The sequence below is a fragment of the Kaistia nematophila genome, from assembly GCF_026343855.1.
Classification (GTDB): domain Bacteria; phylum Pseudomonadota; class Alphaproteobacteria; order Rhizobiales; family Kaistiaceae; genus Kaistia; species Kaistia nematophila.
In genome coordinates this window covers 73396-95709 of record NZ_JAPKNK010000002.1, presented here as the reverse complement: position 1 = coordinate 95709, position 22314 = coordinate 73396, and the positions used below count along the sequence as shown (strand labels likewise).

Here is a 22314-nt window from a genome sequence, read left to right as displayed (position 1 = left end):
ATTTAGGGAGCTGGACTGCGTTCGGGAAGGGCGACCGCGATCCCCCCGAAACGACGTTCGGCTGCGCCGACTCAGCGGCCGCGCGAAACCCGCTCGATCTCGTCCCGTACCAGCCGTTCGACGAGCGGCGGCAGGTTGGTGTCGAGCCAGCTCTTCAGCATCGGCCGCAGCATGTCCTTGACGAGATCTTCGAGCGTGCGGGCATTGCCGGCGAGAACGGTGCTGGCGAGGCTGCCAAAGGCGGAACTCACGATCGCGTCGGCGGCCGGCGACAGCAGCGGCGCACCGGCCGGCAATTCGTCGACGGGCGACGCGGCGGGGCGAACCGGGAGCGTGGCGCGCGGCGGCTCGGCCGCCCGGACCGGCTCGGGAGCGCGCGCGGGCACATGGGAAACGGAGGGCGGCGCAACCGGGCGCAGCATGCGCGGTTCGCTCAGCGGGGCCTGCGCAGGCTCCGGCTCGATGCGCGGCAGATCGACCCGAAGCTCGGGCGCTGGCTGTGGCGCGGCGAACTCGGCCACGCGAGCGCTGAACAGCGCGTCGATATCGGCGGCGGAAACGGGAACGCTCGGAAGCGTGGACGGCACGGGCGCCGGATCCGGCGCCTTCGGCACCACGGCTGCAGAAGCGCCGAGGCCGAGCTCATCTTCGGAGATGATGCGGCGGATGGAGGCGAGGATCTCCTCCATCGAAGGCTCTTGTGCCGCACTGACTTTGGCCATCGCTACCCCACAACCCACCGAACCCTGGCGAATCGCCCAGAAAATCAGACGATTTCACGGGCCAGAGTAGCGAAAAGGACGACCGGCCGGAACAAGGCCGGTCGCTTTTCCCCGACTGGAGAACCGACTAGCGACCGTCCGGCGTACGCAAGCCGATCCACTTATCGCGGACAGCCTGGTAGTGCTGCTTCGGCTCGTAGCGCTGGACCTTGAGGCCGAGATTATCGGCCGAGAGCGAGCCCGTCGTCGACATCAGCGTATAGGAAGCGACCACTTCGGTGCGCTGCGCCAGGATCAGCGTCTCGCGCGCCTGCAGCAGCGACTGCTGCTGGTTCAGCACGTCGAGCGTGGTGCGCTGACCAACCTTCTGCTCCTCGATCACGCCCTCGAGAGCGAGCTGCGAGGCGCGGATCTGCTCCTGAGCCGAGGTGATCGAAGCGCGTGCGGCTTCGAGCTGGCCGAAGGCCGAGACGCCGGCGGCGCGAACCTGATCACGGGCCGAGTCGAGCTGGATGCGATACTGGCCCAGCGTTTCCTTGGCCTGTCGGGTCTGCGAGTAGACCACGCCGCCTTCATAGATCGGCACCGTCAGATTCGCGGTGATCGTGGCCGAATCGCCGAAAGAGCCGGTCAGCGACGAATCGTCCGTATGCGCCAGCTGGCCCTGCAGCGACACGGTCGGCAGCAGCTGTCCCTCGATGACCTTCACGTTGAAGGCGGCGGTGTCGAGGTTGTAGCTCGCAGCGCGGATTGTCGGATGCCGCGACTGGCCGGCGGAAACCGTGGCGCTCTCGGACTTCGGCAGGAGGCGCGAGTTGACCGACGGAATCTGAAGGCTCTTCGGCGCGGTGCCGATGATCTGGACATAGGTCGCGTTGGCCGAGTTCAGGTTCGCGATCGCCACGTCGTATTCGGTCTGCCCCTGACTCAGGGCGGCGTCGGTCTGCGCGAGGTCGGTGCGCGTGCCTTCACCGACCTTCAGGCGATCGGCAGCGGCGCGCTGCTGCTCCCGCAGGAAGGCGATGTTCTGCTCGCGAAGGCTGACGATGCCCTTGTAGTAGAGGACGTTGGTGTAGGCCGCAACCGCATCCAGCAGCACATCCTGCTCGGTCGAGCGAAGAAGCTCGCGCCCGGCCAGAACCGCCGATTCAGCCTGCTTCACGGAGTTCTGGGTACGGAATCCGCGAAAGATCGGCTGTTCGATGGTGAGGCTGTAACCGCGCGGCCAGGTCGTCGACGAACTGACCGGAAGCTGAGACGAGGAACGACCCCGTGCATAGGACGGACCGACATAGGCATTGCCCGTGAGCACAGGGCGATAGCCCGACAGCGCCTGAGGAACGTTTTCGTCGGTCGCGCGCAGCTGGGCGCGCATCGCATTCAGCGTGGGGTTGTTGTTATACGTCTGCGAAAGAGCGGATGTCAGAGTTTCGGCATACACCGAGGGGGCAGCTACGATAACCGCAGCCATAGCTACGGTTGCCAGATAGACCCGGGAAAAAACCACGTTCGAAACCTCGGCGTTGCGAGGCGACGCCCCCCTACCGGACGTCCACCGTCGGACAATACATCGTTAATTTACGCGAGCCCCGGTGACGGTCAAATGGCATGGGGCTCGAACAGTTCGATAATGCGCGCCGTGCGACGGGAAAGCCACAGCTGCCGCCCAAAATAATAAGCGGCAACTATGACTTAACCGACTGTTTTCAAAAGGGGAATTAGAATACGAACGCCTTGGGTCTGGCAAATCCGGGCAGCGTGCGGACAGAGGTGTTGAAGGCGGGACGACCGCTGACGGAACCACCGGAACGGGTATAGATCGTGGCTTTCGCCGCCAGACCGTTCGCCCCGACAACGGCGATGATTCGTCCACCCTCGCCGATCTGGTCGATCAGCGCCTGCGGCAGGACTTCGATCGCGCCTTCCAGCAGAATCACGTCGAAGGGCGCCTTGCCGGCAAGGCCGGCTTCCATCGGGCCGACCACGACCTCTACATTCGAGACGCCGAGAGAGGCAAGATTCTCACGCGCGGCGGCCGCGAGACCCTCGTCCGATTCGAGCGCGACCACCGAGGCGGCGAGATGGCTCAGGATGGCGGCGGAGTAGCCGGTCGTCGAACCGATATCGAGCACGCGATCCGTAGGCCCCACCTCGGCGAGCTGAACCAGCTTGGCCAGCGGTCCCGGTTCCATGACGTAGCGCGGCGTCGCGCCGGGGGCGGACACGAGGATATCCTCGTCGATATAGGCAAGCGGCTTCAGATGATCCGGCGCGAAGACTTCGCGCGGCACGGCCGAGAACGCGTCGAGCACATCGTACTCGGTGACGTCGACGGTGCGAATCTGACAGTCCACCATCGTGGTTCGCGCCTTGGCGAAATCGACCATGATTCCGGACCCTTTATCGTATGTGGCAATGGACGATCCAATACCGGGCGTTCGGCAAGGTGACAAGCCATTCCGCGCGGCGCTGGCGCCGCAGCACGTCGCGGATCCGCCATCAGATCCCCCTCGCCATCGACCATCATCGTCCTGTTACATGGGCTGTCCATACGACGCCGTGAAACGACGCGTAGAGATCCCCGGATGCACGGCCGTCGTTCGATCAGGCCAATCTGAAAAAGGATAGAGACGATGGTACGCAAGACACTGTATGGCGCCGCATTTGCCCTCCTGAGCCTTTCCACCATCCAGGCTGCTGTTGCAGAGCCGAAGATCGACAATAGTGCACTTGAATCGACTGATTTTCGTCCGCACGCGCGCACGTTCGGCCTCGTCTATACGATGCCGGCCGAGGTCAACGAGACCTTGCACCGCTCGCTCGGCGGCATGCTGAACGAAAGGCTGCTGACGCTCGGCCTCGAGACGGAGGCGATCCGCACCAACATCCCGCATGTGACGGTCGTCCACATCCACAACGCCGACCCGACCACGCCGGCCAAGATGCTGGAAGCGCTGCCGACGCCGCCGAAGCCGCTCAACGTCACGCTCAAGAAGTTCTACACCACCGAAGCCGCCAAGGGCGCCGGCCAGCCCTGGTGGCTCGATCTCGGCGTCGTCAAGGAAGGCGACGGCTTCGAGCAGATGATGGCCTACAACACTGCCGCCACCGCCGCCCTCACCCCGCTGCGCGACGGCCCGCTGCCGCGTGTCACCGGCCCTGTCTTCGGCAAGATGGCCGATGCCGGCAAGGAACTGGTCAAGACGGTGGGCGTCAGCGGCGTCAACGTGGTGAAGAACGGCGAGGAAGTGCGCTCGCACAATCCGCACAACACGCTCGTCTACAGCACCAAGCCGTTCTCGCCGGAGATCCAGCAGTCGATGGGCGAACTGGCGGATGAGTTCAACCAGATCCTCCCGGAAGGCATCCCGGCAACCTTCAAGACGGTCTCGATCGTCGAGCTTGCCTTCTCGGGCAACGTCACGCGCGAGATCTACCGCGTCGACCTCGAGACCGGCGCCGTGCTCGACGTCGCCACCGGCAAGACGGTCACGCGCTGATCGCCTTCCGGCGGGGCGGGGCGGTCGCGGATCGCCCTGCCTTTCCGGCTGCCGCCGGCGGCTTCGGCCGGCGATTTCCTCCACAGCCTTGCGACGGCGTCGTCGACGTTCGGACTAGACGCCGCCGCCGCGAGCTTGTAGAAGCCGCCAGACGGTCTCGGAAGCTTGGTTTCCGGATCGACACGCAGCTCGGGTGGCCCGTTTGCTTCCTGGCGCTGTGCCTGCCGGACAGGTCGTTCGAAATCGGATTTCGGATGGACTGTCAGCGAGATGGCCTCGTGGCGGAATGGTTACGCAGAGGACTGCAAATCCTTGCATCCCGGTTCGATTCCGGGCGAGGCCTCCACTATCCGATCAGGCGGAATTTACGGCTCCTGATCCCCCAGCGCTCCGCAATCCCGACACCGGTTTTCCCCCGCATGCCTGCGCTTTGAAACGGCTGCGTTGGTTTTTGACCTTCCCGTACGAGAAGGAGGGCGATAACGGCGATTGCATGCCGCGTCGCCCGAGGCGATAAGTCGGCCATGCTCGATCCGGACCTTGCTCCTCGCCATGGCGGCGCTCTCGCGGCGGCTTCCCAACGCTACGGCGTCGCGGTCGGGGAGTGGCTCGACCTGTCGACCGGCATCAACCCGCACCCCTACCCCGTCCCCGCGTTCCCGCCCGCCGACTTCCACCGCCTGCCCGATCCGGCTGGCCTGGGCACGCTCGTCGATGTCGCCCGGGGCGCCTATGGCGTCCCGCCGGCCAGCGCGATCGCGGCGGTGCCCGGCTCGGACTTCGCGCTCCGGCTGCTGCCGCTCCTCTGCCCGGCCGGCGACGTCGCGATCCTGTCGCCGACCTATTCCGGCCATGCCGAGGCCTGGCGCCTGGCCGGGAGGACGGTCAGCGCCGTCGCCTCGCTGGAAGACGGTTCTCGCCGCGCTCCGATCGTCGTCGTCGTCAATCCGAACAATCCGGATGGCCGGATCGTCGAAGCCGATGCACTCGTCGCGACCGCGCGGACGCTGGCCGCGCGCGGCGGCGTCCTGATCGTCGACGAGGCCTTTGGCGACGTCGACCCGGCCCCCGGCGTCCTGCCGCGAAGCGCGGGCGAAAGGATCGTCGTGCTGCGCTCGTTCGGCAAGTTCTACGGGTTGGCGGGCCTGCGGCTCGGCTTCGTCGTCGGTCCCGACGACATCGTGGGCCGGTTGCAGGCACTTGTCGGGGACTGGCCCGTCTCGGGACCTGCGATCACGCTCGGATGCCGGGCCCTGCTGGACACTGCCTGGCAGGCGCAAACGCGGATCCGGCTGCGGGCGACACGCCTGCGGCTCGAAAACTGTCTTCGGGCGAGTGGCCTGGATGTCGTCGGCGGCACTGACCTATTCGTCCTCGTCGACACCCCGCGCGCGGTGCCTTTGCACGAAGCGCTTGCCCGGCTGGGCATCTGGACCCGAATCTTCTCCGACCAGCCGGGACGGATCCGTTTCGGTGTGCCCGACGAGATCGGCCTCGCGCGGCTGGAGAAGGCACTGGCGCAGCGCTAGACGCGCTGGCCGACCAGAAGGTTCAGAGCGCGGCCTGCGGCGTGACGACCAGCCGTCCCTCGAGGGTCTCGATCGCGGCGCGGATGCCGAAGGTCGCCGCCAGGTTTTCGTGGGTTAGAACCGCCGCCGGCGCCCCTTCCGCCGCGATCCGCCCGTCCTTCATCAAGACGATCCGATCGCCATAACGGGCGGCCAGCGAAAGATCGTGCAGGACGGCGACGATGGCGGCGCCCGCCTTGGCGCGGGCCCGCAGGAGATCGAGCACGAGGAACTGGTAGCGCGCGTCGAGGGCGGCCACCGGCTCGTCGGCGAGGATGATCTGCGGCTCGCCGGCCAGCACGCGCGCCAGCGCCACGCGGGCGCGCTCGCCGCCGGAGAGCGTCGTCACCGTGCGGTCGGCGAGGTCAAGCGTGCCCGTCGCCTCCAGCGCGGCGAGCACGGCGACGCGATCCACGCCGCCGAGTTCGCCGGCGCCGGTTCCATGCGGAATGCGGCCGAGCGCCACCACATCGGCGACCGAAAGCGGCCAGTGGAAGACATGGCCCTGCGGCAGATAGCCGATCTTGCGGGCCCGCAGCCGCGGCGCGACTGCCTCGACCTTCTGGTCGCCTAGATAGACAGCTCCATCGCCGTCGAGCAGGCCTGCCAAGCGCCGCACCAGTGTCGTCTTGCCGGCGCCGTTCGGTCCGATCACCACCACCATCTCGCCGGCCGCAACGGACAGATCGACACCGCCGAGGATGGGGCGATGGCCAAGCGTGGCGCCGACGTTCACGGCGCGAAGGAGAGCGCTCATCACGTCACCTCCCCGGTCAGCTCACGGCGATGGCGGAAGACGAGCACGATGAAGAGCGGCGCGCCGATCAGCGCCGTCACCACACCAACCTTGATCTCGTTCTGCGCCGGAATGATGCGGACCAGGATATCGGCCGCCGTCAGCAGCGCCGCTCCGGAAAGCGCTGCCGGCCACATCAGCCGCGCCGGGTCATGGCGCACGAAGGGGCGCACGAGATGCGGCGCGACGAGACCGACAAAGCCGATCGTGCCGGCGACCGCGACACCGCCGCCCACCGCCAGCGCCACGCCGAGCACGACGCGCAGGCGGACTCGATTGAGGCGAATGCCGAGACTTGCCGCAGCGTCCTCGCCCAACGTCAGGGCGCGGAAGGCACGGCCATCGATGGAAAGCAGGATGCAGCCGGCAATGATGAAGGGCAGCGCGATGAAGACATGCTGCATGCTGCGGTCCTCCAGCGAACCGAGCAGCCAGAAGGCGATTTCCAGCGCCGCGAAGGGATTAGGCGCCAGGTTCAACGCCAGCGACGTCGCGGCGCCCGCTAGGCTCGAGATGGCGAGGCCGGCGAGGATGATGACGAGCAGGCTGGCGCGCGGGCCGGCGATCAGGAGCAACAGACCGACCGAGAGCAGCGCGCCCAGCATCGCCGCGATCGGCAGGAAAAAGGACAGCGCATCGAACACGCCGAAGGCGATGACCAGCACCGCGCCGAAGGCGGCGGCCGAGGGCGCGCCGAACAGCGACGGCGACGCCAGCGGATTGCGCAGCAGCCCCTGCAGCGCGGCGCCGGACAGGCCGAGCGAGAAGCCGATCGCCACAGCCAGAATGGCGCGCGGCAGACGGATCTCGCGGACGATCAGGCGGGATGCCTCATCGCCGGTGCCGAGGAGCCCGTCCACCACCGCGCGGAGTGACAGCAGAACCGGCCCGACACCGAGCGACAGCAGGAACAGGACGATCACGAGCGCGACGAGGCCGGGCACGAGCCAGCGGCTCGCCGCCCTCGCTCGCAACAGATCCGGCCTCGCTGCGGTCAATGCGTCCATCTCAATCCGACATAGCCTGAACGGCCGGCATTGTTGTAGCCGAACGCGTCCTGGTATTCGACGTTCGTCAGGTTCTCCAGCCGCGCATAGAGCGTCGTCTCGGGATTGAGCTTGTAGGACGCGGTCAGATCAACCTTGGTATAGGCATCGAGCGGAACCAGAGCCGCAGCCGTCTTCGCGTCATTGTTGTAGCGGTCGCCGACATAGGTCGCGATGACGCCGAACTCGAAATCCTCGATGCCGGTATAGGTCAGCGTCAGCGAGCCGCTATTCTCCGGCCGCCGCGACAGCGGCAGGTTAGTGTCGAGATTGACGGCGTGCAGATAGGTGTAGGAGCCCGTCGCCTTCAACACGGATGGCCAGAGGATCGCATCGGCCGACAGTTCGAGGCCCGATGTCTCGGCGCTCTTGATGTTGTAGTAGCCCGACTTCGGATAGTCCGGCAGCAGCTTCGACTGATACTCGATCAGGTTGGTGAAGTTGTTGTAGAAACCGGTCGCCGAGAAGGTCAGCCGGCCGTCGAACAGCTCCTGATCGATGCCGACGTCGCCGCCATAGCTCTGCTCGTCGACGAGATCGGGATTGCCATATTGGCCGTCGAACAGCTGGAACATGGTCGGCCGCTTGGCGGCGTTGCCGAAGCTGCCGCGAAACTTCGTGCCAGTTTCGTCGATCAGATAGGCCGCCGTGGCGCGCCCGGTCAGGAATCCCTGCCCGTCGACGTCTTCGTCATAGCGCCCGCCGAGCGACAGGTTCAGCCGGTCGAACAGGGTGAACTGCTGCATCGCGAAGACGGCGAGCAGCGTGCGCTCCATGTCGAAGCTGCTGGCGGTCGCGACGCTGGTGGTCGTGCTTTGCGTCGCCGCCTCCTGCTCGGCGCGGGCGCCCCAGATCAACGTGCCCGCCTGTCCCATGTCGAGCGTGCCCTGATATTCGAGGCCGACATCGCTGCCGTCCGTATCGGTCGAGCGCGGGTTCGGCTCGATATAGGCGCTGGTCGTCTGGGAGCCGAAGAACGAGAACTGGTTGTTGAGCTTGCCGTCGTAGCCCTCGAAATTGAAGCGGGCAAAGCCGGTGAGGACATCGCGGTCGCGCTCATAGCCCGGCAAGTCATACTTGGCGGCCGAGCCGCCATCGACCTCGGACTTCTGGTGATACGCGGTGACGCCGAAATCGAACGCCTGCCCCTCGCCCGAATTGTAGCTGGTGCGCGCGGTGCCGGCGAACTTCTTGGTGCCGTCCGCCTCGCCATTGTCGCGGTCGCCGACGCGGGAGAAGCCGTTGGTGTCGAACAGCGTGCCGCTGACCGAGAGGCTGACCGGACCGATGCTGCCGCCCGCCGCGGCGTTGCCGCCGAAGGTGTTGTAGCTGCCGCCCTCGGCCGCGACCGTCATCGACATGGCGCCGGTGCGCTTGCGGGTGATGATGTTGATCACGCCGCCCAGTGCATCCGAGCCATAGAGCGCGCTCTGTGGTCCGCGCAGGATCTCGATTCGCTCGATGTCGGTCGGCGAGAAGACGGCAAAGTCGAAGCTGTTGCGGGCGCTGGCGGGATCGTTGACGCGGACGCCGTCGATCATGACGAGGGTATGGCCCGCCTCGGCGCCGCGGATGCTCACTTCGGTCGTGCCGCCAGGGCCGCCCGACTGGGTGACCGTGACGCCTGGCACCTGGCGCAGGACATCGACCAGCGAGCCGGGCGAGGCGTTATTGATCTTGTCGCCCGGGATGACGGTGATCGCGCTGCCGGACTTGGTGATATCGGTCGGGCTGCGATAGGCCGTCACGACGATCTCTTCCAGATCGTCGGCTCGGGCCGCATGAGCGGCCAGAAGAATGGGAAGAGTAGCAAGAAGCGAAAGAGCGGCGCGCCCCCGGCGCCGTTCAAGAAAACTCATCAGGCAGACCTCGGTTTGGATCGATCTGGTCGTCGCGCCCGTCACGTTTGTGTACCGGACCCCGCGCGGCGGCTTTGCCGCCCGCTCGAGAAGCGGTAGACGAGGACCCATGTCACTGCAAGCGGGAGCGCACCTCATGCGCGCATGGGTCAACAGGTTCGGTCTGATTGTGGCCGCATGGGCACTCTCCGGCTCCGCGCTGGCCGAATCGGCACCCGCCCCCGCGCCACAGCGGATCGTCTCGATCAACGCCTGCGCCGACCAACTGCTGCTGGCGCTTGCCGACCCGGCGCAGATCGCGGCGCTGTCGATCTATGCGACGGACCCGGCCTATTCCTATCTCGCCGACCAGGCGAAGGCGTTTCCGCACGATGCCGGCGTGGCGGAGACGGTGATCCAGCACGAGCCCGACCTCGTCTTCGCCGGCCGCTTCACCAAGCGCGAGACGCGGTCGATGCTGAAGCGCCTCGGCTTCAAGGTGGTCGAGCTCGACACGGTCAAGTCCGTCGACGATTCGATCCAGCAGATCCGCGACGTCGCCGCCATGCTCGGCCACTCCGAGCGCGGCGACGCCCTGATCGCCCGCATCGAGGCGGCGCGGACGAAGGCGGCCGCCGCCGTTCCGGCCGGGACGCATCAACCGACCGTCGCCGTCTACCAGCGCCGCGGCTATGTCACCGGCCAGAACACGCTGACGGGCGAGTTGCTGCGCCTTGCGGGCTTCGCCGACATGGGCGGCAAGCTCGCCGGCAAGACAGGCGGCTTCGTGCCGCTTGAGCGCATCGTCTCCTCCAGGCCGGATCTCCTGGTCGTCGCCGACCCGCATGTCGTCGCCGCCGATCAGGGCAGCGCGCTGCTTGCCCATCCGGCGCTGCGCGAGCTCTATCCGCCCGAGCGGCGCATCGCCCTGCCCGGCCGGCTGACGATCTGCGCGGGGCCGTCGCTGCCCGAAGCGATCGAGACGCTGGCGGCCGAACGCGCGCGCCTTGGCGGCGGTTCGTGACGGCATGACCGAATTTCCCTTCGACATCCGGCTGCTGCTCCTGATCGCCGCCATTGCCATCGACGGTCTCGTCGGCGATCCCGACTGGCTGTGGCGCCGCCTGCCGCATCCGGTCACCTGGTTCGGCGCGCTCATCGGCTTCTGCGACCGGACGTTCAATCGCGACACGGCCGCTTCGGGCGTTCGCCGCGCCGCCGGCGTGGCCGTGGTGATCGTCCTCGTCGCCATCGCTTGGTTCGCCGGCGTCGCGATCGAACGCGTCCTCGCCGGCGTCCCCTATGGCGTCGTGCTGGTCCCGCTCATCGCCTCGGTGTTCCTCGCCAGCCGCAGCCTCTACGACCATGTCGCCCGGGTGCTGAACGCGTTTCATTCCGGCGGCCTCGAGGCTGCGCGGCAAGCCGTGTCGATGATCGTCGGCCGCAACCCCGACAGCCTCGACAAGGCCGGCGTCGCCCGCGCCGCCATCGAATCGACGGCCGAGAACTTCTCCGACGGCGGAGTCGCGCCGGCTTTCTGGTTTGCCGTCTTCGGACTGCCGGGCCTGTTCACCTACAAGATGATCAATACGGCCGATTCGATGATCGGCCATCGCTCGGCCCGGCATGAGGCCTTTGGCTGGGCCGCCGCCCGGCTGGACGATCTGGTCAATCTGCCGGCCAGTCGCCTTGCCGGCTTCCTGATCGCGATGGCCGCGCCCTTCGCCGGTGGCACCATCCGGCAATCCGCGCTCGCCATGCTGGACGATGCGCGCAAGCATCGTTCACCCAATGCCGGCTGGCCGGAGGCGGCAATGGCCGGCGCGCTCGGCATCGCGCTTGCCGGTCCGCGCCGCTATGGCGAGCGGGTGGTCGAGGATCCCTATCTGAACGATGCTGGCCGGCATGAAGCCGGCCCCGGCGATATCGGCCGCGCGCTGAAGGTGCTGCGCGCGGCGACGGTGCTCGGCGGCACCACCGTGCTCATGCTGTGGCTTTGGCTGAAATCCTGAGGATCGCCCCGGTATCGAGATGCTCCTCGAGGTGATCGGCGAGCCGGTCGAGCGTGCGGTCAACCTCTCGTTCGTAAGCAAGATCAGAGGTTTCCGCGCCGATCTTCGCAAGAAAATCACGACGGAAGGCGTCATCGCCGAAGACGCCATGCACATAGCTGCCGCGCACGCGGCCATCCGGCGAGACCGCCCCTTCGCCAAGTCCGTCGCGTTGCAGCCACGGGCGCGCGCAATCGGCCCCCTCGGTGCGGCCGAGATGGATTTCATAGCCCGACACGGCGAGACCGGAGGCCGCGTCGCGGCCGGAGAACGGCGCCGTGGTCTTGTCAGCGGCGAGCGTGGTTTGGACGTCGAGCAGACCGAGGCCGGGCACGCTCGCAACCGGCCCTTCCAGCCCGTCGGGATCGGAAATCGTCCGTCCCAGCATCTGATAGCCGCCGCAGAGGCCGATGACGCGTCCGCCACGCCGCCGATGCGCCAGGATGTCGATGTCCCAGCCCTGCGCGCGCAGGAACGCCATGTCGGCGATGGTCGATTTCGAGCCGGGAATGAGCACGAGATCGCAGATCGGGATCGGTTCGCCCGCCCGCACCAGCACCACCGAAACACCAGGCTCGAGCGTGAGCGGATCGAGATCGTCGAAATTGGCGATGCGCGGCAGGACCGGCACGGCGACCGTCAGCGTGCCCGGCCGCGCCGCCCCGCCGGAGAGATCGAGGATATCCTCCGCCGGCAGCCGGTGCGCTTCGGCGAACCACGGCACGACTCCGAGCGACGGCCAGCCAGTCGCGGCGCGGATCGCGGCGACGCCGTCATCGAACAGCCTGGCGTCGCCGCGCATCTTGTTGACGAGGAAGGCCTTGATCCGGTCGCGGTCCGCCTGCGGCAGCACGGCGCGCGTGCCGACGAGGCTGGCGATGACGCCGCCGCGATCGATGTCGCCGATCAGCACCACCGGCAGGTCGGCGGCTTCGGCAAAGCCCATATTGGCGATGTCGCCGACGCGAAGGTTGATCTCGGCCGGGCTGCCGGCGCCTTCAACGAGGATCAGGTCGGCGTCCTGCTTCAGCCGTTCGAAGCTTTCGAGGATGCTCGGCAAAAGCTCGCGCTTTCGCTGGCCGAACTCGCGCGCCCGCATGGTGCCGAAGCGACGGCCCTGCAGGATGACCTGCGAGCCGGTGTCGCTCTCCGGCTTCAGCAGGACCGGGTTCATGTGAACAGTGGGGAGCAGGCCAGCGGCGCGCGCCTGCAGCGCCTGTGCGCGGCCGATCTCGCCGCCATCCGCCGTCACGGCGGCGTTGTTGGACATGTTCTGCGGCTTGAACGGCGCGACACGGATGCCCTTCCGGGCATAGAGCCGCGCCAGGCCTGCGACGAGCACCGACTTGCCGACATTCGAGCCGGTGCCCTGGAACATGATCGCCGCGGTCATGGGGTCTAGTCCGCCACGAAGGAAGCTAGCCCCTCACCCAACCCTCTCCCGCATGCGGGCGAGGGCTTTTCCGCCGCGCCTGTGACCGACCTCGCGGCCGATCGTTGGCGCCCCCTCTCCCACGAGCGGGAGAGGGTCGGGATGAGGGTCTTGCTCAAACTCAAAACTCGATGCCCTGCTGCGCCTTCACGCCGGAGCGGAACGGGTGCTTCACCAGCTCCATTTCGGTGACGAGATCGGCGACCTCGATCAGCGCCTCGGGCGCGTTGCGGCCGGTGATGACGACATGCACGTCGGCCGGCTTCTCGGTCGTCAGGAATTGGACCACCTCGTCGACCGAGAGATAGTCATAGCGCAGCACGATGTTGAGTTCGTCGAGCAGCACCAGGTGATAGGCGCCGCTCCGGATCAGCTCCTTGGCCGTTTCCCAGGCATGCTTCGCGGCGGCGATGTCGCGCTGGCGGTCCTGCGTCTCCCAGGTGAAGCCCTCGCCGAGCCGGTTGATCGAGACGAGATCACCGAAGCGCTCCAGCGCCATGCGCTCGCCCGTATCGATCGCGCCCTTGACGAACTGGACGACGGCGACCGGCAGGCCGTGGCCGAGCGAGCGGAACGCCATGCCGAAGGCGGCGGTCGACTTGCCCTTGCCCTTGCCGGTATGGACGATGATCAGGCCCTTCTCGACATTCTTCGAGGCGAGGATCTTGTCGCGCACGACCTTCTTCTTGCGCATCTTCTCGGCATGACGCGCATTCAGCTCTTCTTCTGTCATTTCGATGGTCATGCGATTTCCTTTCCTGCGTCGCGGCGGGAAGCGAGCGCTGCCAGCCGTTCATACGCGCTGTTGGCGCGGGGCGACCAGAGGCCGCGATCCATGGCTTCGAGAAAGCGGTCGGCCATCTCGGCGAGGGCGGGCTCGTTGGCGTCGGCGATGAAATCGCGCACGCCGTCATCGGCGATATAGGCGTCGTAGAGCGCATCGAAATGATGATCGCCGACGGCGTGGGTCGTGGCGGCGAAGGCGAAGAGATAGTCGAGCGTCGCCGCCATCTCGAAGGCGCCCTTGTAGCCGTGGCGCATGCAGCCCGCGATCCACTTCGGATTGATCGCCCGTCCGCGCACCACGCGGCCGATCTCCTCCGCCAAGGGCCGCACGACCGGGCTTTCGGGGCGCGAATGATCGCCGTGATAGAGGCGGGGCGCGACACCCTTCAGCGCTTCGATCGAGGCCGCGAGACCGCCCTGGAACTGGTAGTAGTCGTCGCTGTCGAGGATGTCGTGCTCGCGATTGTCCTGGTTGTGCACGACGGCGTCGGTCGCGGCCAGCCGCGCGCGCAGCCGGTCGCCGGCCGCCTCTCCCTCGGCGCCGCCGCCATAGGCGAAGCTGGACCAGGCGAGAAAGGCCTCGCCGAGATCGGCGCGGCTGTCCCAGATCTTCTCGTCGATCATCGCCTGCAGGCCGGCGCCATAGGCGCCCGGCTTGGCGCCGAAGATGCGGGCGAGATCCTGTCCTGCCCCATGCGCCGCCGCGATCGGGTTGGCGTCCGCCGGCTCCTCGCGCGCGGCGATGGCGCGGATGGCGGAATCGATCAGGTCGATCTGTTCCGGGAAGGCATCGCGGAACATGCCGGAAATCCGCAGCGTGACATCGACGCGAGGACGTTTCAGCTCGGAGAGCGTGAGCACGCGAAAGCCGGTGACGCGGCCGGTGCCGGTTTCCCAGACCGGCTCGGCGCCGATCAGCGCCAGCACCTGCGCGATGTCGTCGCCGCCGGTGCGCATGTTGGCCGTGCCCCAGGCGGAAATCGCCACCGAACGCGGCCACTCGCCCTCGTCCTGCATGTAGCGCAGCACGAGCGCCTCGGCCGCCAGCTTGCCGATCCGCCAGGCGGCGGCGGTCGGCACGGCGCGGGTGTCGACCGAATAGAAGTTCCGGCCGGTCGGCAGCACGTCCGGCCGGCCGCGCGATGGCGCGCCGGAGGGGCCGGGGGCTACGAAACGGCCATCGAGCGCGGTAAGCACGGACGCGATCTCCTCGCCGCCGCTGCGATCCAGCGACGGCGCGAGAGATTCGGCGATCCAGCCGAGCACGGGCGCGGCCTGCGGCCCGGGCGTGGAGGTGGCTGCATCGCCGTGCAGGAACGATTGAACCGCCTGCTTGGCGACCCACTCGATCCGCTCGACCGTGTCGCCATTCGTCCGCCAAGGCGCGTCGGTGGCGGCGAGCAGTACCGCCGGCCGGCTGCCGGTCCATGCCTCGGCAAGGTCGCAGACGAGCGGATCGAAGCCTTCCAGGCCGAGATCGGCTGATATCGCCCGATGCAGCGAGGCGTCTTCCGGCCGACCGCCGGAGCGCGGGATGCGGGCGATCGCGACCAGCGTGTCCAGGCGATGCTCCTCGACCGGGCTGCTGCCGAAGATGTGCAGCCCGTCGCGAATCTGCAGTTCCTTGATCTCGCAGAGATGCGCGTCGATGGCGCGCAGCGCGCTGCCCTGATCGGCGTCGCCGCCAATGCCGAGGTCGCGGTCGATGCCATGGCGCACCGCCTGATCGAGGATCTCGCGTTCGAGATGATCGCGGCGGCGCGGGTCGGCGCCTAGCGCCAGGTGATATTCGTCGATCAGCGTCTCGATCTCGGCGAAGGCGCCATGCGCCTCGGCCCGCGTCAGCGCCGGCATCAGGTGATCGACGACGACGGCCGAGGCGCGGCGCTTCGCCTGCGCGCCCTCGCCGGGATCGTTGACGATGAAGGGATAGATCAGCGGTGTCGGGCCGAGCACGACCTCCGGCCAGCAGGCATTCGACAGGCCGAGCGCCTTGCCGGGCAGCCATTCGAGATTGCCGTGCTTGCCGACATGGACGATGGCGTCGACGTCGAAGCTCCGCCGCAGCCAGGCATGGAAGGCCAGATAGTGGTGCGGCGGCACGAGATCAGGATCGTGATAGGTCGATTTCGGATCGATGCCATAGCCACGCGCCGGCTGGATGCCGACGACGACATTGCCGAAGCGATGGATGGCGAGCCGGAAAGCGCCATCGGCAAAGAACGGATCGGATTCGGCCTCGCCCCAGCGCTCGGCGAGGCTGTCCTTTACGCTGTCCGGCAGCGCGTCATGAAAATCGCGGTAGTCGGCGAGGGAAAGGGATACCCCTTCACCTCTCCCAGAGGGAGAGGTCGACGGCGAAGCCGGCGGGTGAGGGGTTTCGCCCTCACTGGACAGGTCCGACCCCCTCACCCGGCCCTGCGGGCCGACCTCTCCCTCTGGGAGAGGTGAAGATGAGCCCTCACCGACCCGCTTCGCCAGCGCATTGGTCGGGCCGGAGAGCAGCAGCTCCATCAGCGCCCTGCCCGTCTCCGGGAAATCAGGCAACGCATAACCGGCGGCCTTCATGGCGGTTGCGATTCGCGCGGCACTCTCCGGCGTATCGAGGCCGACGCCATTGGCGAGCCGGCCGTCGCGGTCAGGATAGTTGGAAAGCACGAGCGCGATCCTGCGATCGCACGGTGCCGCCGCGCCAAGCCGGATCCAGCGCTTCGCCTGCGCCGCCACGAAGGCGATTCGCTCGCGGTCGGCGCGGTAGACGACGATGCGGCTGTCGGTCCGGCCGTCGCTCTCGATCTCCTCCTTGAAGGAGACAGCGCGGGTGCCGATGCGGCCATCCACCTCCGGCAGCACGACATTCATGATCAGGTCGCGCGGGCCGAGCCCCCGGCTCGATTCCAGCCACGCCTCGCGGCTGGTACCGGCGAAGACGACCTGCAGCACCGGCCGCCCGGCGCGGTCGAGCACGGTTGTCTCGTGTGCGCGGCCGGGACGCGAGATGGCAAAGGCCGTGGCATTGAGCACGATCGAAGGCGCGAGATCGTCGACCGCCTTTTCGACGAAGGCGGCGGCCGCCTCGTTCTTCAGGCTGGAGGCGAAGATCGCCGCGGTCGAAATCCCCTCGCGGTCGAGCGCCTCGATCAGCGCGTCGACGGGCTCGGTCGAGCCGCCGGGAATGACGGAGCGATAGAAGGTCAGCAGCGCCACGGGCCGGCCGGCCTCGCTGCGGCGCAAGGGCTCCGAGACCACGCCCTCGCCCGGCCGGTAGAAGCCGACTTCCGGCAGAACCTGCGGCTCCGGCGGCTGTTCGCCCTCGCCGATGACGTGTCTGCAATAGGCGAGCGCCCGGCCGATATTGACCGCGCCTCCCTCGGCGCAATAGCGCCAGAGTCTTTGGGCGATCTCCGGCGCCACGGTCGTGTACGCCTCCAGCGCCGCGTCCCAGCGATCCTCACCCGGCACGACGACCATCTGCGGCCCGCCGGCGCGCGAAAGCGCCCGCAATGCCTCCAGCCCATAGGGCCAGTAGCCGACGCCGCCCATCATGCGGATGAAGACGAGCTTCGCCTTGGTGACCGTCTTTTCGAGGTAGAGATCGACCGAATAGGGATGCGTCAGCTGCATCAGATTGGCGAGACGCAGCGACGGCCCTTCCGGCTCACGCGCGAAGGCCGAGGCGAAGGCGGCGAGTTCCGTATCCGCCGCCGACAGGATGATGATGTCGCCGGGCGACTGGTCGAGATCGACGGCGCTGCCGCCATCGTCGATCCGCTCCATTTCGCCGGCGACAAGATGCATGGCTCAGGCCTTGAAATGGGCCGAGATGGCAGCCGCGTCGAGGCCGCGCTCGCCGATCACCACGAGACGGCCGGCATTGCCGCCCGGCGCGAAATAGGTGTCGACGCGGGGGCCGACGGCCTGCACGACGGCGGGCGCCGCCTTGCCGGCGACCGACGCCCTGCCCTTTATGCGCAGCACGCCCTTTTCCGCCATGGCAGCGCGGACGCGGCTGCCCAGCGCCTCGATCGACGGCAGTTCGGCGACATCGACGATGAAGGTGTCGAAATCGTCGTGATCGTGCTCCTCCCCTTCAAGGTCGTGATGGCTCTTGCGCTCGAAGGCGTCGTCTTCCGCCGCCGCCCCCACGCCGAGCAGCACCGATGCCGGCAGGCCCGATGCATTGGCATGAACGACGCGCGCTTCCTTGCGGGCATCGCGGGCGACGATCTCGGCCACTTCCTCGATCTGTTTGGCGTCGACCAGATCGGTCTTGGAAAAGACGATCAGATCGGCGCAGGAAAGCTGGTCTTCAAAGAGTTCCTCGATCGGATCCTCGTGATCGAGGGATTCGTCGGCGGCGCGCTGGGCGGCCACGGCCTCCTCGTCATGGGCGAAGCGGCCGGCCGCGACGGCCTCGGCATCGACGACGGTGATGACGCCGTCGATGGTGACGCGATGGCGGACGGTCGGCCAGGTGAAGGCGCGCACGAGCGGCTGCGGCAATGCCAGCCCGGATGTCTCGATGACGATGTGATCGGGCGCCGGCTCGCGGGCGAGCAGTTGCTCGATCGTCGGCAGGAAATCGTCGGCGACGGTGCAGCAGATGCAGCCATTGGTGAGCTCGATCACCGTATCCGGCTTGCAGTCGTCGTCGTCGCAATCCGACAGCAGCGAGCCGTCAAAGCCCATGTCGCCGAATTCGTTGACGATCAGCGCGATGCGGCGGCCTTCGGCGCCGGCGATCAGGTTGCGGATCAGCGTGGTCTTGCCGGCTCCCAGGAAGCCGGTGACGATGGTGGCGGGAATACGGGCGGTCAAAGGACGAACTCCGGGTTCGGATTGGGTTTCAGGCGCACCGGGAGGCCAGCGGCCACAAGAAAGACGGTCTGCACGGCGGCGGCGATCTTCTGATTGAGGCGGCCCTGCTCGTCGGCGAAGCGACGAGCGAGCGCGTTCATCGGCACGATGCCGGAACCGACCTCGTTGGAGACCAGCACGACCGGCCCCCTCGCTTCGGCGAGCGCGGCCGCCAGCGCGTCGCCCTCACTGACGACGTCACGTTCCGCTTCCATCAGGTTGGAGAGCCAGAGCGTCAGGCAATCGACGAGGATGACGCGGCCGGGATCGGCGAGATCAGCCAGCCGGGCTGTCAGGTCGAGCGGCTCTTCCACCGTCGTCCAGTCGAGGCCTCGCCGGTCGCGATGCGCCGAAATCCGCGCCTGCATTTCAGCATCGCGGATCTCGGCGGTGGCGAGGTAGGTGGCCGGCAACCCGGTGCGGGCCACCAGTTCCTCGGCGAAGCGGCTCTTGCCGGAGCGGGCGCCGCCGAGGACGAGCGCCGTGCGCGGCGCGGAAGGTGCCACGATCTCAGGCCGTCCGGGACAGGCGCTGATAGAGCCAGCCGGAGAAGAGGCCCGACAGCGCCCATAGCAGCGCGCTGACCACCAGCGAGGCCGCGACGAACTCGCCGCCGAGGCCAGCCGGATAGGAGGCTTCGAGCGTCGGCGGCACCGGTGCGCCGATCACATGCGGCAGCACGCCGATGACAAGGCCGGCAGCCTTCAGCAGCCACGAACCGCTGAAAACGATCAGCGCAAGGCCGATCGCCGAGGCAGCGACGGTCGAGAGCCACCAGACCTGCCGCGAGGTGACCTCGGCGGCTGCCGTGCCGGGAAGCTCCGGCGACAGGCCGAGCGACGGCAGCAGCGAGGCGGCGAAGAAGCCGGCCACGCCCCAGAGCACGCCGGTGCGCGCGTCGATCTTGCCGCCGCGGATCGACATCAGGCCGAGCAGAACGGCCGAAACGCCGACCCCCATCAGCAGGTTGGCGAGCAGCGTGTAGGCCGAGCGCTCGAAGCCGTCCGCCGGCGACCACGCGTCCTCGTCATGCTGATGCGCCGGAGCGGCTTCGGGAGCGGCCGCCTCATGCGCATGGGCCTCGGTCGTCGAGTGCTCGTGCGGCGCGGCGGCGGCGGCCGGCGCCGGCTCGGCGTTCTCGAAGGTTTCGGCGTGGAGGATCAGAGGCTCGGTGGTGACCGCCTGAACGACGGACAGCGCAATGCCCACGGCAAGCCCCGCGCCGAAGGCGCTGAGGATGATCGTCTTGAACATGTTGATCCCTATGGCGTCAGTGGCAGGGCAGACCGAGGGAATGCCGGGTGTCGTGAGTCGCGTTGTGGATCAGGCTCGGCGCGGCGAAGCCGGTGCCGATGAACAGGAACAGACCGAAGGCGACGGCGAACAGGGCCGGGACGATGCGGGAACCCGCCTGCGCCTCTACACCGGAAATCGACGTGGACCGCGTTGCGGCCTTGGAAAGATTGGACATAGCGTCTCCTTGGCCGTCCCACCGACGGCTGACTGGTATGAGGCGCTGGCTGGTCTCCTGGCTCGCGGGTCGCAGCTTCCTCGACGCCTTCCCGGTTTCCCAGTGGCCATCGCGAGGTCGCTCGCCGCATACAGTTGCGGGGGCAGCTTCGGCATTGGAATCCCGCTAGGGGTCCTTCCGTACCGAATTCCCATTTCATCCCCCTGAACCTTGGGTCCATCGGGGGAACCGACGCAAAATGACGCTAGATGGATTGCCGCTCCGGCGCAAGTCGCCGCTCATTTGGCGGCGGCGGTGCCCTTGTTGCGAAAGTGGGCCCAGCGGCGGAGGATCGCGACTTCGGATTGCCGGCGCAGGCGCCGCACGCGCGGAAAATCGTGCGACAGCACCACCAGCCCGACCGGCACCATCCAGAAGCCGAGCACCGGCAGGAATCCGAGCACGCCGCCCAGCAGGAAGCCGCCGCCGATGGCGACGCGCGCCGTGCGGCTGCGCGGGAGGGAGATCGCCTTCTTGCCGAAACGAATGGATGCCATGCGGGTCGGGCACTCCCGGGAGGATTGTTCAAAGCCCGCCATCAACCCGCGTCGCGGGAGGCTCGAGGCTGTCCTTTTATGTGGAAGAGGCCGGCCCGATTGCAACACCCCGTCCTGCCGTCCGCAGTGAACCGGGAGAGACGCCGAGCGCCAAGCGCGAGGCGGAAAACAATCAAGGGGCCGGATGGCTATCCATCCGACCCCTTGATCAAAACTGGCTCCGCGAGTTGGACTCGAACCAACGACCCGGTGATTAACAGTCACCTGCTCTACCAACTGAGCTATCGCGGAACAGCGTATGCGGCCCCTTTCCTCGCCTCGTCGAGGCTCGGAAACAATCAAGGGGCTAGATGGCTATCCATCCAACCCCTTGATCGAATTTGGCTCCGCGAGTTGGACTCGAACCAACGACCCGGTGATTAACAGTCACCTGCTCTACCAACTGAGCTATCGCGGAACAGCGTCGCCGCTGCTGTGAGCGAGGCTATAGCAAAGCCCGTATCGGCTTGCAAAGACCTAAAACGCATGTTTTCCGCCCATATAGGGCAAGGGGCGCCAAAACGTAGCGTTCCCGCGGGTTTGGCGTGGGGATAACTCGAACGATCGAACCCGGATCCGCAGCCGCATAAATATCGCCGGGCGGTCTCCCGGCCGCCCGAACGCGCCTATCGCGCCGCCGCCATCTCGCGCAATCTCTCCACCGCCTGGCGGACGAGCGGGTCGAGCCCGGCGCCGCCGGCGTCGAGATGGGCGAGAATGCCGGCCCGCATCCGGGGGTCCCAGAACTTGCGCAGATGCTCGGCGATCGCCGCAGGGGCCTTCTCCGCGCCCTGGCTGGCGAAGAACTTGCCGATCTGGTTCGCCATGTAGACGAGCTTCTCGGACGTATCAGACGACATGGGCTGCAACTTCCTCGGCAATCCGATGCGGATGGGTGAAGACTTCGAAGCTGTCGCCGCGCGCGATGGCCGCCAGCGTGATGCCGGCGGCCTCGGCTGTGCGGACGGCGAGCGCGGTCGGCGCCGACACGGCGACAATCAACGGCGCGCCGATCATGGCCGTCTTCTGCACCATCTCGACCGAGACGCGGCTGGTCAGGATCACCATGCCGGACGCCCCGTCGATGCCGTCCCGCGCCAGCGCACCGCAGAGCTTGTCGAGCGCATTGTGGCGACCGACATCCTCGCGCAATGCAACGACGCCCTTCCCCGGCAGCGCGAAAGCGGCGGCATGCATGGAATGGGTCTCGCCGTTCAACAATTGCAGCGGCGCCAGCGCCGCCAGCGCGCCGCGGATCTCCCGCGCGCTGAAGCGCGTGGCCTGGTCGACCGGCGGCACACGGCGCATCGCCTCGGCGAGGCTGTCGATGCCGCAGAGGCCGCAGCCGGTCGGCCCGGCCATGTAGCGCCGACGCTGCGCCAGCGCCTGGCCGCGAGACGCGGCGAGCCACATGCGCAGCTCGACGCCGATCTCCTGCTCGACGATTTCAAGCCGCTCGATCTCGGGCGCATCCGCGACGATGCCTTCCGAGAGGCTGAAGCCGACGGCGAAGTCCTCGAGGTCCGCCGGCGTCGCCATCATCACGGCCTGCGTGCTGCCGTCATAGGTCAGGGCGACAGCTACCTCCTCCGGGATCGCGCGCTCGCCCGCCGCCGCGCCATCGGCGCGCCAGAGCATCCTCGGCACGCGGCGGACGGGCGATTTCATGGCC

Annotated in this window: 20 protein-coding genes, 3 tRNA genes and 1 riboswitch; of the genes, 5 read left to right on the top strand and 18 right to left on the bottom strand. The window is 67.5% G+C overall.

Annotated features, from left to right (window positions below):
• Positions 1-71 precede the first annotated feature (71 nt).
• The 3 genes from OSH07_RS04720 to OSH07_RS04710 all read right to left on the bottom strand — a co-directional run bounded on the left by OSH07_RS04720 (position 72) and on the right by OSH07_RS04710 (position 3109).
• Positions 72-689, bottom strand: a complete 618-nt coding sequence (locus tag OSH07_RS04720; protein ID WP_266337468.1) for a PopZ family protein — start codon at positions 687-689, stop codon at positions 72-74.
• A 160-nt stretch (positions 690-849) separates the two neighbouring features.
• Positions 850-2193: a TolC family outer membrane protein gene (locus OSH07_RS04715; RefSeq protein WP_266337466.1), complete on the bottom strand. Its 1344-nt coding sequence runs from the start codon at positions 2191-2193 to the stop codon at positions 850-852.
• A 247-nt stretch (positions 2194-2440) separates the two neighbouring features.
• Positions 2441-3109, bottom strand: a complete 669-nt coding sequence (locus OSH07_RS04710; protein WP_266337465.1) for a protein-L-isoaspartate O-methyltransferase family protein — start codon at positions 3107-3109, stop codon at positions 2441-2443.
• Positions 3110-3355: 246 nt separating this feature from the next.
• Here OSH07_RS04710 and OSH07_RS04705 point away from each other — a divergent pair, with 246 nt between their 5' ends.
• The 3 genes from OSH07_RS04705 to cobD all read left to right on the top strand — a co-directional run bounded on the left by OSH07_RS04705 (position 3356) and on the right by cobD (position 5751).
• Complete coding sequence (locus tag OSH07_RS04705; RefSeq protein WP_266337464.1) at positions 3356-4222, top strand: hypothetical protein; 867 nt, start codon at positions 3356-3358, stop codon at positions 4220-4222.
• A gap of 272 nt (positions 4223-4494) precedes the next feature.
• Positions 4495-4568, top strand: a tRNA-Cys gene (locus OSH07_RS04700).
• Positions 4569-4746: 178 nt separating this feature from the next.
• Positions 4747-5751 (top strand): threonine-phosphate decarboxylase CobD, encoded by a 1005-nt coding sequence (cobD, locus tag OSH07_RS04695; RefSeq protein WP_266337463.1) that lies wholly within the window; start codon positions 4747-4749, stop codon positions 5749-5751.
• Between the two features lie 22 nt (positions 5752-5773).
• Here the strand turns inward: cobD and OSH07_RS04690 are convergent, their stop codons facing one another.
• The 3 genes from OSH07_RS04690 to OSH07_RS04680 are packed head-to-tail and all read right to left on the bottom strand — an operon-like array spanning position 5774 to position 9380.
• Entirely contained in the window at positions 5774-6547 is a 774-nt protein-coding gene (locus tag OSH07_RS04690; RefSeq protein ID WP_266337462.1) for an ABC transporter ATP-binding protein, read from the bottom strand.
• Entirely contained in the window at positions 6547-7593 is a 1047-nt protein-coding gene (locus tag OSH07_RS04685) for a FecCD family ABC transporter permease (RefSeq protein ID WP_266337461.1), read from the bottom strand. The genes OSH07_RS04690 and OSH07_RS04685 overlap by 1 nt, the downstream gene beginning before the upstream one ends.
• Complete coding sequence (locus OSH07_RS04680) at positions 7581-9380, bottom strand: TonB-dependent receptor plug domain-containing protein (RefSeq protein WP_266337460.1); 1800 nt, start codon at positions 9378-9380, stop codon at positions 7581-7583. Before OSH07_RS04680 ends, OSH07_RS04685 begins: the two co-directional genes overlap by 13 nt.
• Positions 9381-9660: 280 nt before the next feature.
• Between OSH07_RS04680 and OSH07_RS04675 the strand changes: the two genes are divergently transcribed.
• Entirely contained in the window at positions 9661-10494 is an 834-nt protein-coding gene (locus OSH07_RS04675) for an ABC transporter substrate-binding protein (protein ID WP_266337459.1), read from the top strand.
• A gap of 4 nt (positions 10495-10498) precedes the next feature.
• Entirely contained in the window at positions 10499-11482 is a 984-nt protein-coding gene (gene cbiB, locus OSH07_RS04670; RefSeq protein ID WP_266337458.1) for an adenosylcobinamide-phosphate synthase CbiB, read from the top strand.
• Here the strand turns inward: cbiB and OSH07_RS04665 are convergent.
• From OSH07_RS04665 to fdhD, 12 genes are all read right to left on the bottom strand, one after another.
• The gene (locus OSH07_RS04665; RefSeq protein ID WP_266337457.1) at positions 11454-12914 is read right to left on the bottom strand and encodes a cobyric acid synthase; all 1461 of its coding nucleotides are present in this window, start codon (positions 12912-12914) and stop codon (positions 11454-11456) included. The genes cbiB and OSH07_RS04665 overlap by 29 nt on opposite strands.
• Before the next feature lie 160 nt (positions 12915-13074).
• Entirely contained in the window at positions 13075-13698 is a 624-nt protein-coding gene (gene cobO, locus OSH07_RS04660) for a cob(I)yrinic acid a,c-diamide adenosyltransferase (protein WP_266337456.1), read from the bottom strand.
• Positions 13695-17537 (bottom strand): cobaltochelatase subunit CobN, encoded by a 3843-nt coding sequence (gene cobN, locus OSH07_RS04655; RefSeq protein ID WP_266337455.1) that lies wholly within the window; start codon positions 17535-17537, stop codon positions 13695-13697. The genes cobO and cobN overlap by 4 nt, the downstream gene beginning before the upstream one ends.
• Positions 17538-17540: 3 nt before the next feature.
• Complete coding sequence (cobW, locus tag OSH07_RS04650; protein ID WP_266337454.1) at positions 17541-18557, bottom strand: cobalamin biosynthesis protein CobW; 1017 nt, start codon at positions 18555-18557, stop codon at positions 17541-17543.
• Positions 18554-19102 carry a bifunctional adenosylcobinamide kinase/adenosylcobinamide-phosphate guanylyltransferase gene (gene cobU, locus OSH07_RS04645; RefSeq protein ID WP_266337453.1) on the bottom strand — a complete coding sequence of 183 codons (549 nt, stop codon included), beginning with the start codon at positions 19100-19102 and terminating at the stop codon, positions 18554-18556. The genes cobW and cobU overlap by 4 nt, the downstream gene beginning before the upstream one ends.
• A 4-nt stretch (positions 19103-19106) precedes the next feature.
• The gene (locus OSH07_RS04640; protein WP_277614161.1) at positions 19107-19850 is read right to left on the bottom strand and encodes a CbtA family protein; all 744 of its coding nucleotides are present in this window, start codon (positions 19848-19850) and stop codon (positions 19107-19109) included.
• A 16-nt stretch (positions 19851-19866) separates the two neighbouring features.
• The gene (locus tag OSH07_RS04635) at positions 19867-20067 is read right to left on the bottom strand and encodes a CbtB domain-containing protein (RefSeq protein ID WP_266337452.1); all 201 of its coding nucleotides are present in this window, start codon (positions 20065-20067) and stop codon (positions 19867-19869) included.
• Between the two features lie 30 nt (positions 20068-20097).
• Positions 20098-20315: riboswitch (cobalamin riboswitch) on the bottom strand.
• A 30-nt stretch (positions 20316-20345) separates the two neighbouring features.
• Entirely contained in the window at positions 20346-20603 is a 258-nt protein-coding gene (locus OSH07_RS04630) for a hypothetical protein (protein WP_266337451.1), read from the bottom strand.
• A gap of 215 nt (positions 20604-20818) precedes the next feature.
• Positions 20819-20894, bottom strand: a tRNA-Asn gene (locus tag OSH07_RS04625).
• 90 nt (positions 20895-20984) lie between these two features.
• Positions 20985-21060 (bottom strand) — tRNA-Asn (locus OSH07_RS04620).
• A gap of 208 nt (positions 21061-21268) precedes the next feature.
• Positions 21269-21502 (bottom strand): formate dehydrogenase subunit delta, encoded by a 234-nt coding sequence (locus OSH07_RS04615; protein WP_266337450.1) that lies wholly within the window; start codon positions 21500-21502, stop codon positions 21269-21271.
• Positions 21492-22310, bottom strand: coding sequence for a formate dehydrogenase accessory sulfurtransferase FdhD (gene fdhD / locus OSH07_RS04610; RefSeq protein ID WP_266337449.1), 819 nt, complete (start codon positions 22308-22310; stop codon positions 21492-21494). Before fdhD ends, OSH07_RS04615 begins: the two co-directional genes overlap by 11 nt.
• Positions 22311-22314: the final 4 nt, after the last annotated feature.

Bases quoted from the DNA above. Each gene is read 5' to 3' on its own strand.
- OSH07_RS04720 (WP_266337468.1), bottom strand. From the start codon at position 689: ATGGAGGAGATCCTCGCCTCCATCCGCCGCATCATCTCCGAAGATGAG.
- OSH07_RS04715 (WP_266337466.1), bottom strand. From the start codon at position 2,193: ATGGCTGCGGTTATCGTAGCTGCCCCCTCGGTGTATGCCGAAACTCTG.
- OSH07_RS04710 (WP_266337465.1), bottom strand. From the start codon at position 3,109: ATGGTCGATTTCGCCAAGGCGCGAACCACGATGGTGGACTGTCAGATT.
- OSH07_RS04705 (WP_266337464.1), top strand. From the start codon at position 3,356: ATGGTACGCAAGACACTGTATGGCGCCGCATTTGCCCTCCTGAGCCTT.
- cobD (WP_266337463.1), top strand. From the start codon at position 4,747: ATGCTCGATCCGGACCTTGCTCCTCGCCATGGCGGCGCTCTCGCGGCG.
- OSH07_RS04690 (WP_266337462.1), bottom strand. From the start codon at position 6,547: ATGAGCGCTCTCCTTCGCGCCGTGAACGTCGGCGCCACGCTTGGCCAT.
- OSH07_RS04685 (WP_266337461.1), bottom strand. From the start codon at position 7,593: ATGGACGCATTGACCGCAGCGAGGCCGGATCTGTTGCGAGCGAGGGCG.
- cbiB (WP_266337458.1), top strand. From the start codon at position 10,499: ATGACCGAATTTCCCTTCGACATCCGGCTGCTGCTCCTGATCGCCGCC.
- OSH07_RS04665 (WP_266337457.1), bottom strand. From the start codon at position 12,914: ATGACCGCGGCGATCATGTTCCAGGGCACCGGCTCGAATGTCGGCAAG.
- cobO (WP_266337456.1), bottom strand. From the start codon at position 13,698: ATGACCATCGAAATGACAGAAGAAGAGCTGAATGCGCGTCATGCCGAG.
- cobN (WP_266337455.1), bottom strand. From the start codon at position 17,537: ATGCATCTTGTCGCCGGCGAAATGGAGCGGATCGACGATGGCGGCAGC.
- OSH07_RS04640 (WP_277614161.1), bottom strand. From the start codon at position 19,850: ATGTTCAAGACGATCATCCTCAGCGCCTTCGGCGCGGGGCTTGCCGTG.
- OSH07_RS04635 (WP_266337452.1), bottom strand. From the start codon at position 20,067: ATGTCCAATCTTTCCAAGGCCGCAACGCGGTCCACGTCGATTTCCGGT.
- OSH07_RS04630 (WP_266337451.1), bottom strand. From the start codon at position 20,603: ATGGCATCCATTCGTTTCGGCAAGAAGGCGATCTCCCTCCCGCGCAGC.
- OSH07_RS04615 (WP_266337450.1), bottom strand. From the start codon at position 21,502: ATGTCGTCTGATACGTCCGAGAAGCTCGTCTACATGGCGAACCAGATC.
- fdhD (WP_266337449.1), bottom strand. From the start codon at position 22,310: ATGAAATCGCCCGTCCGCCGCGTGCCGAGGATGCTCTGGCGCGCCGAT.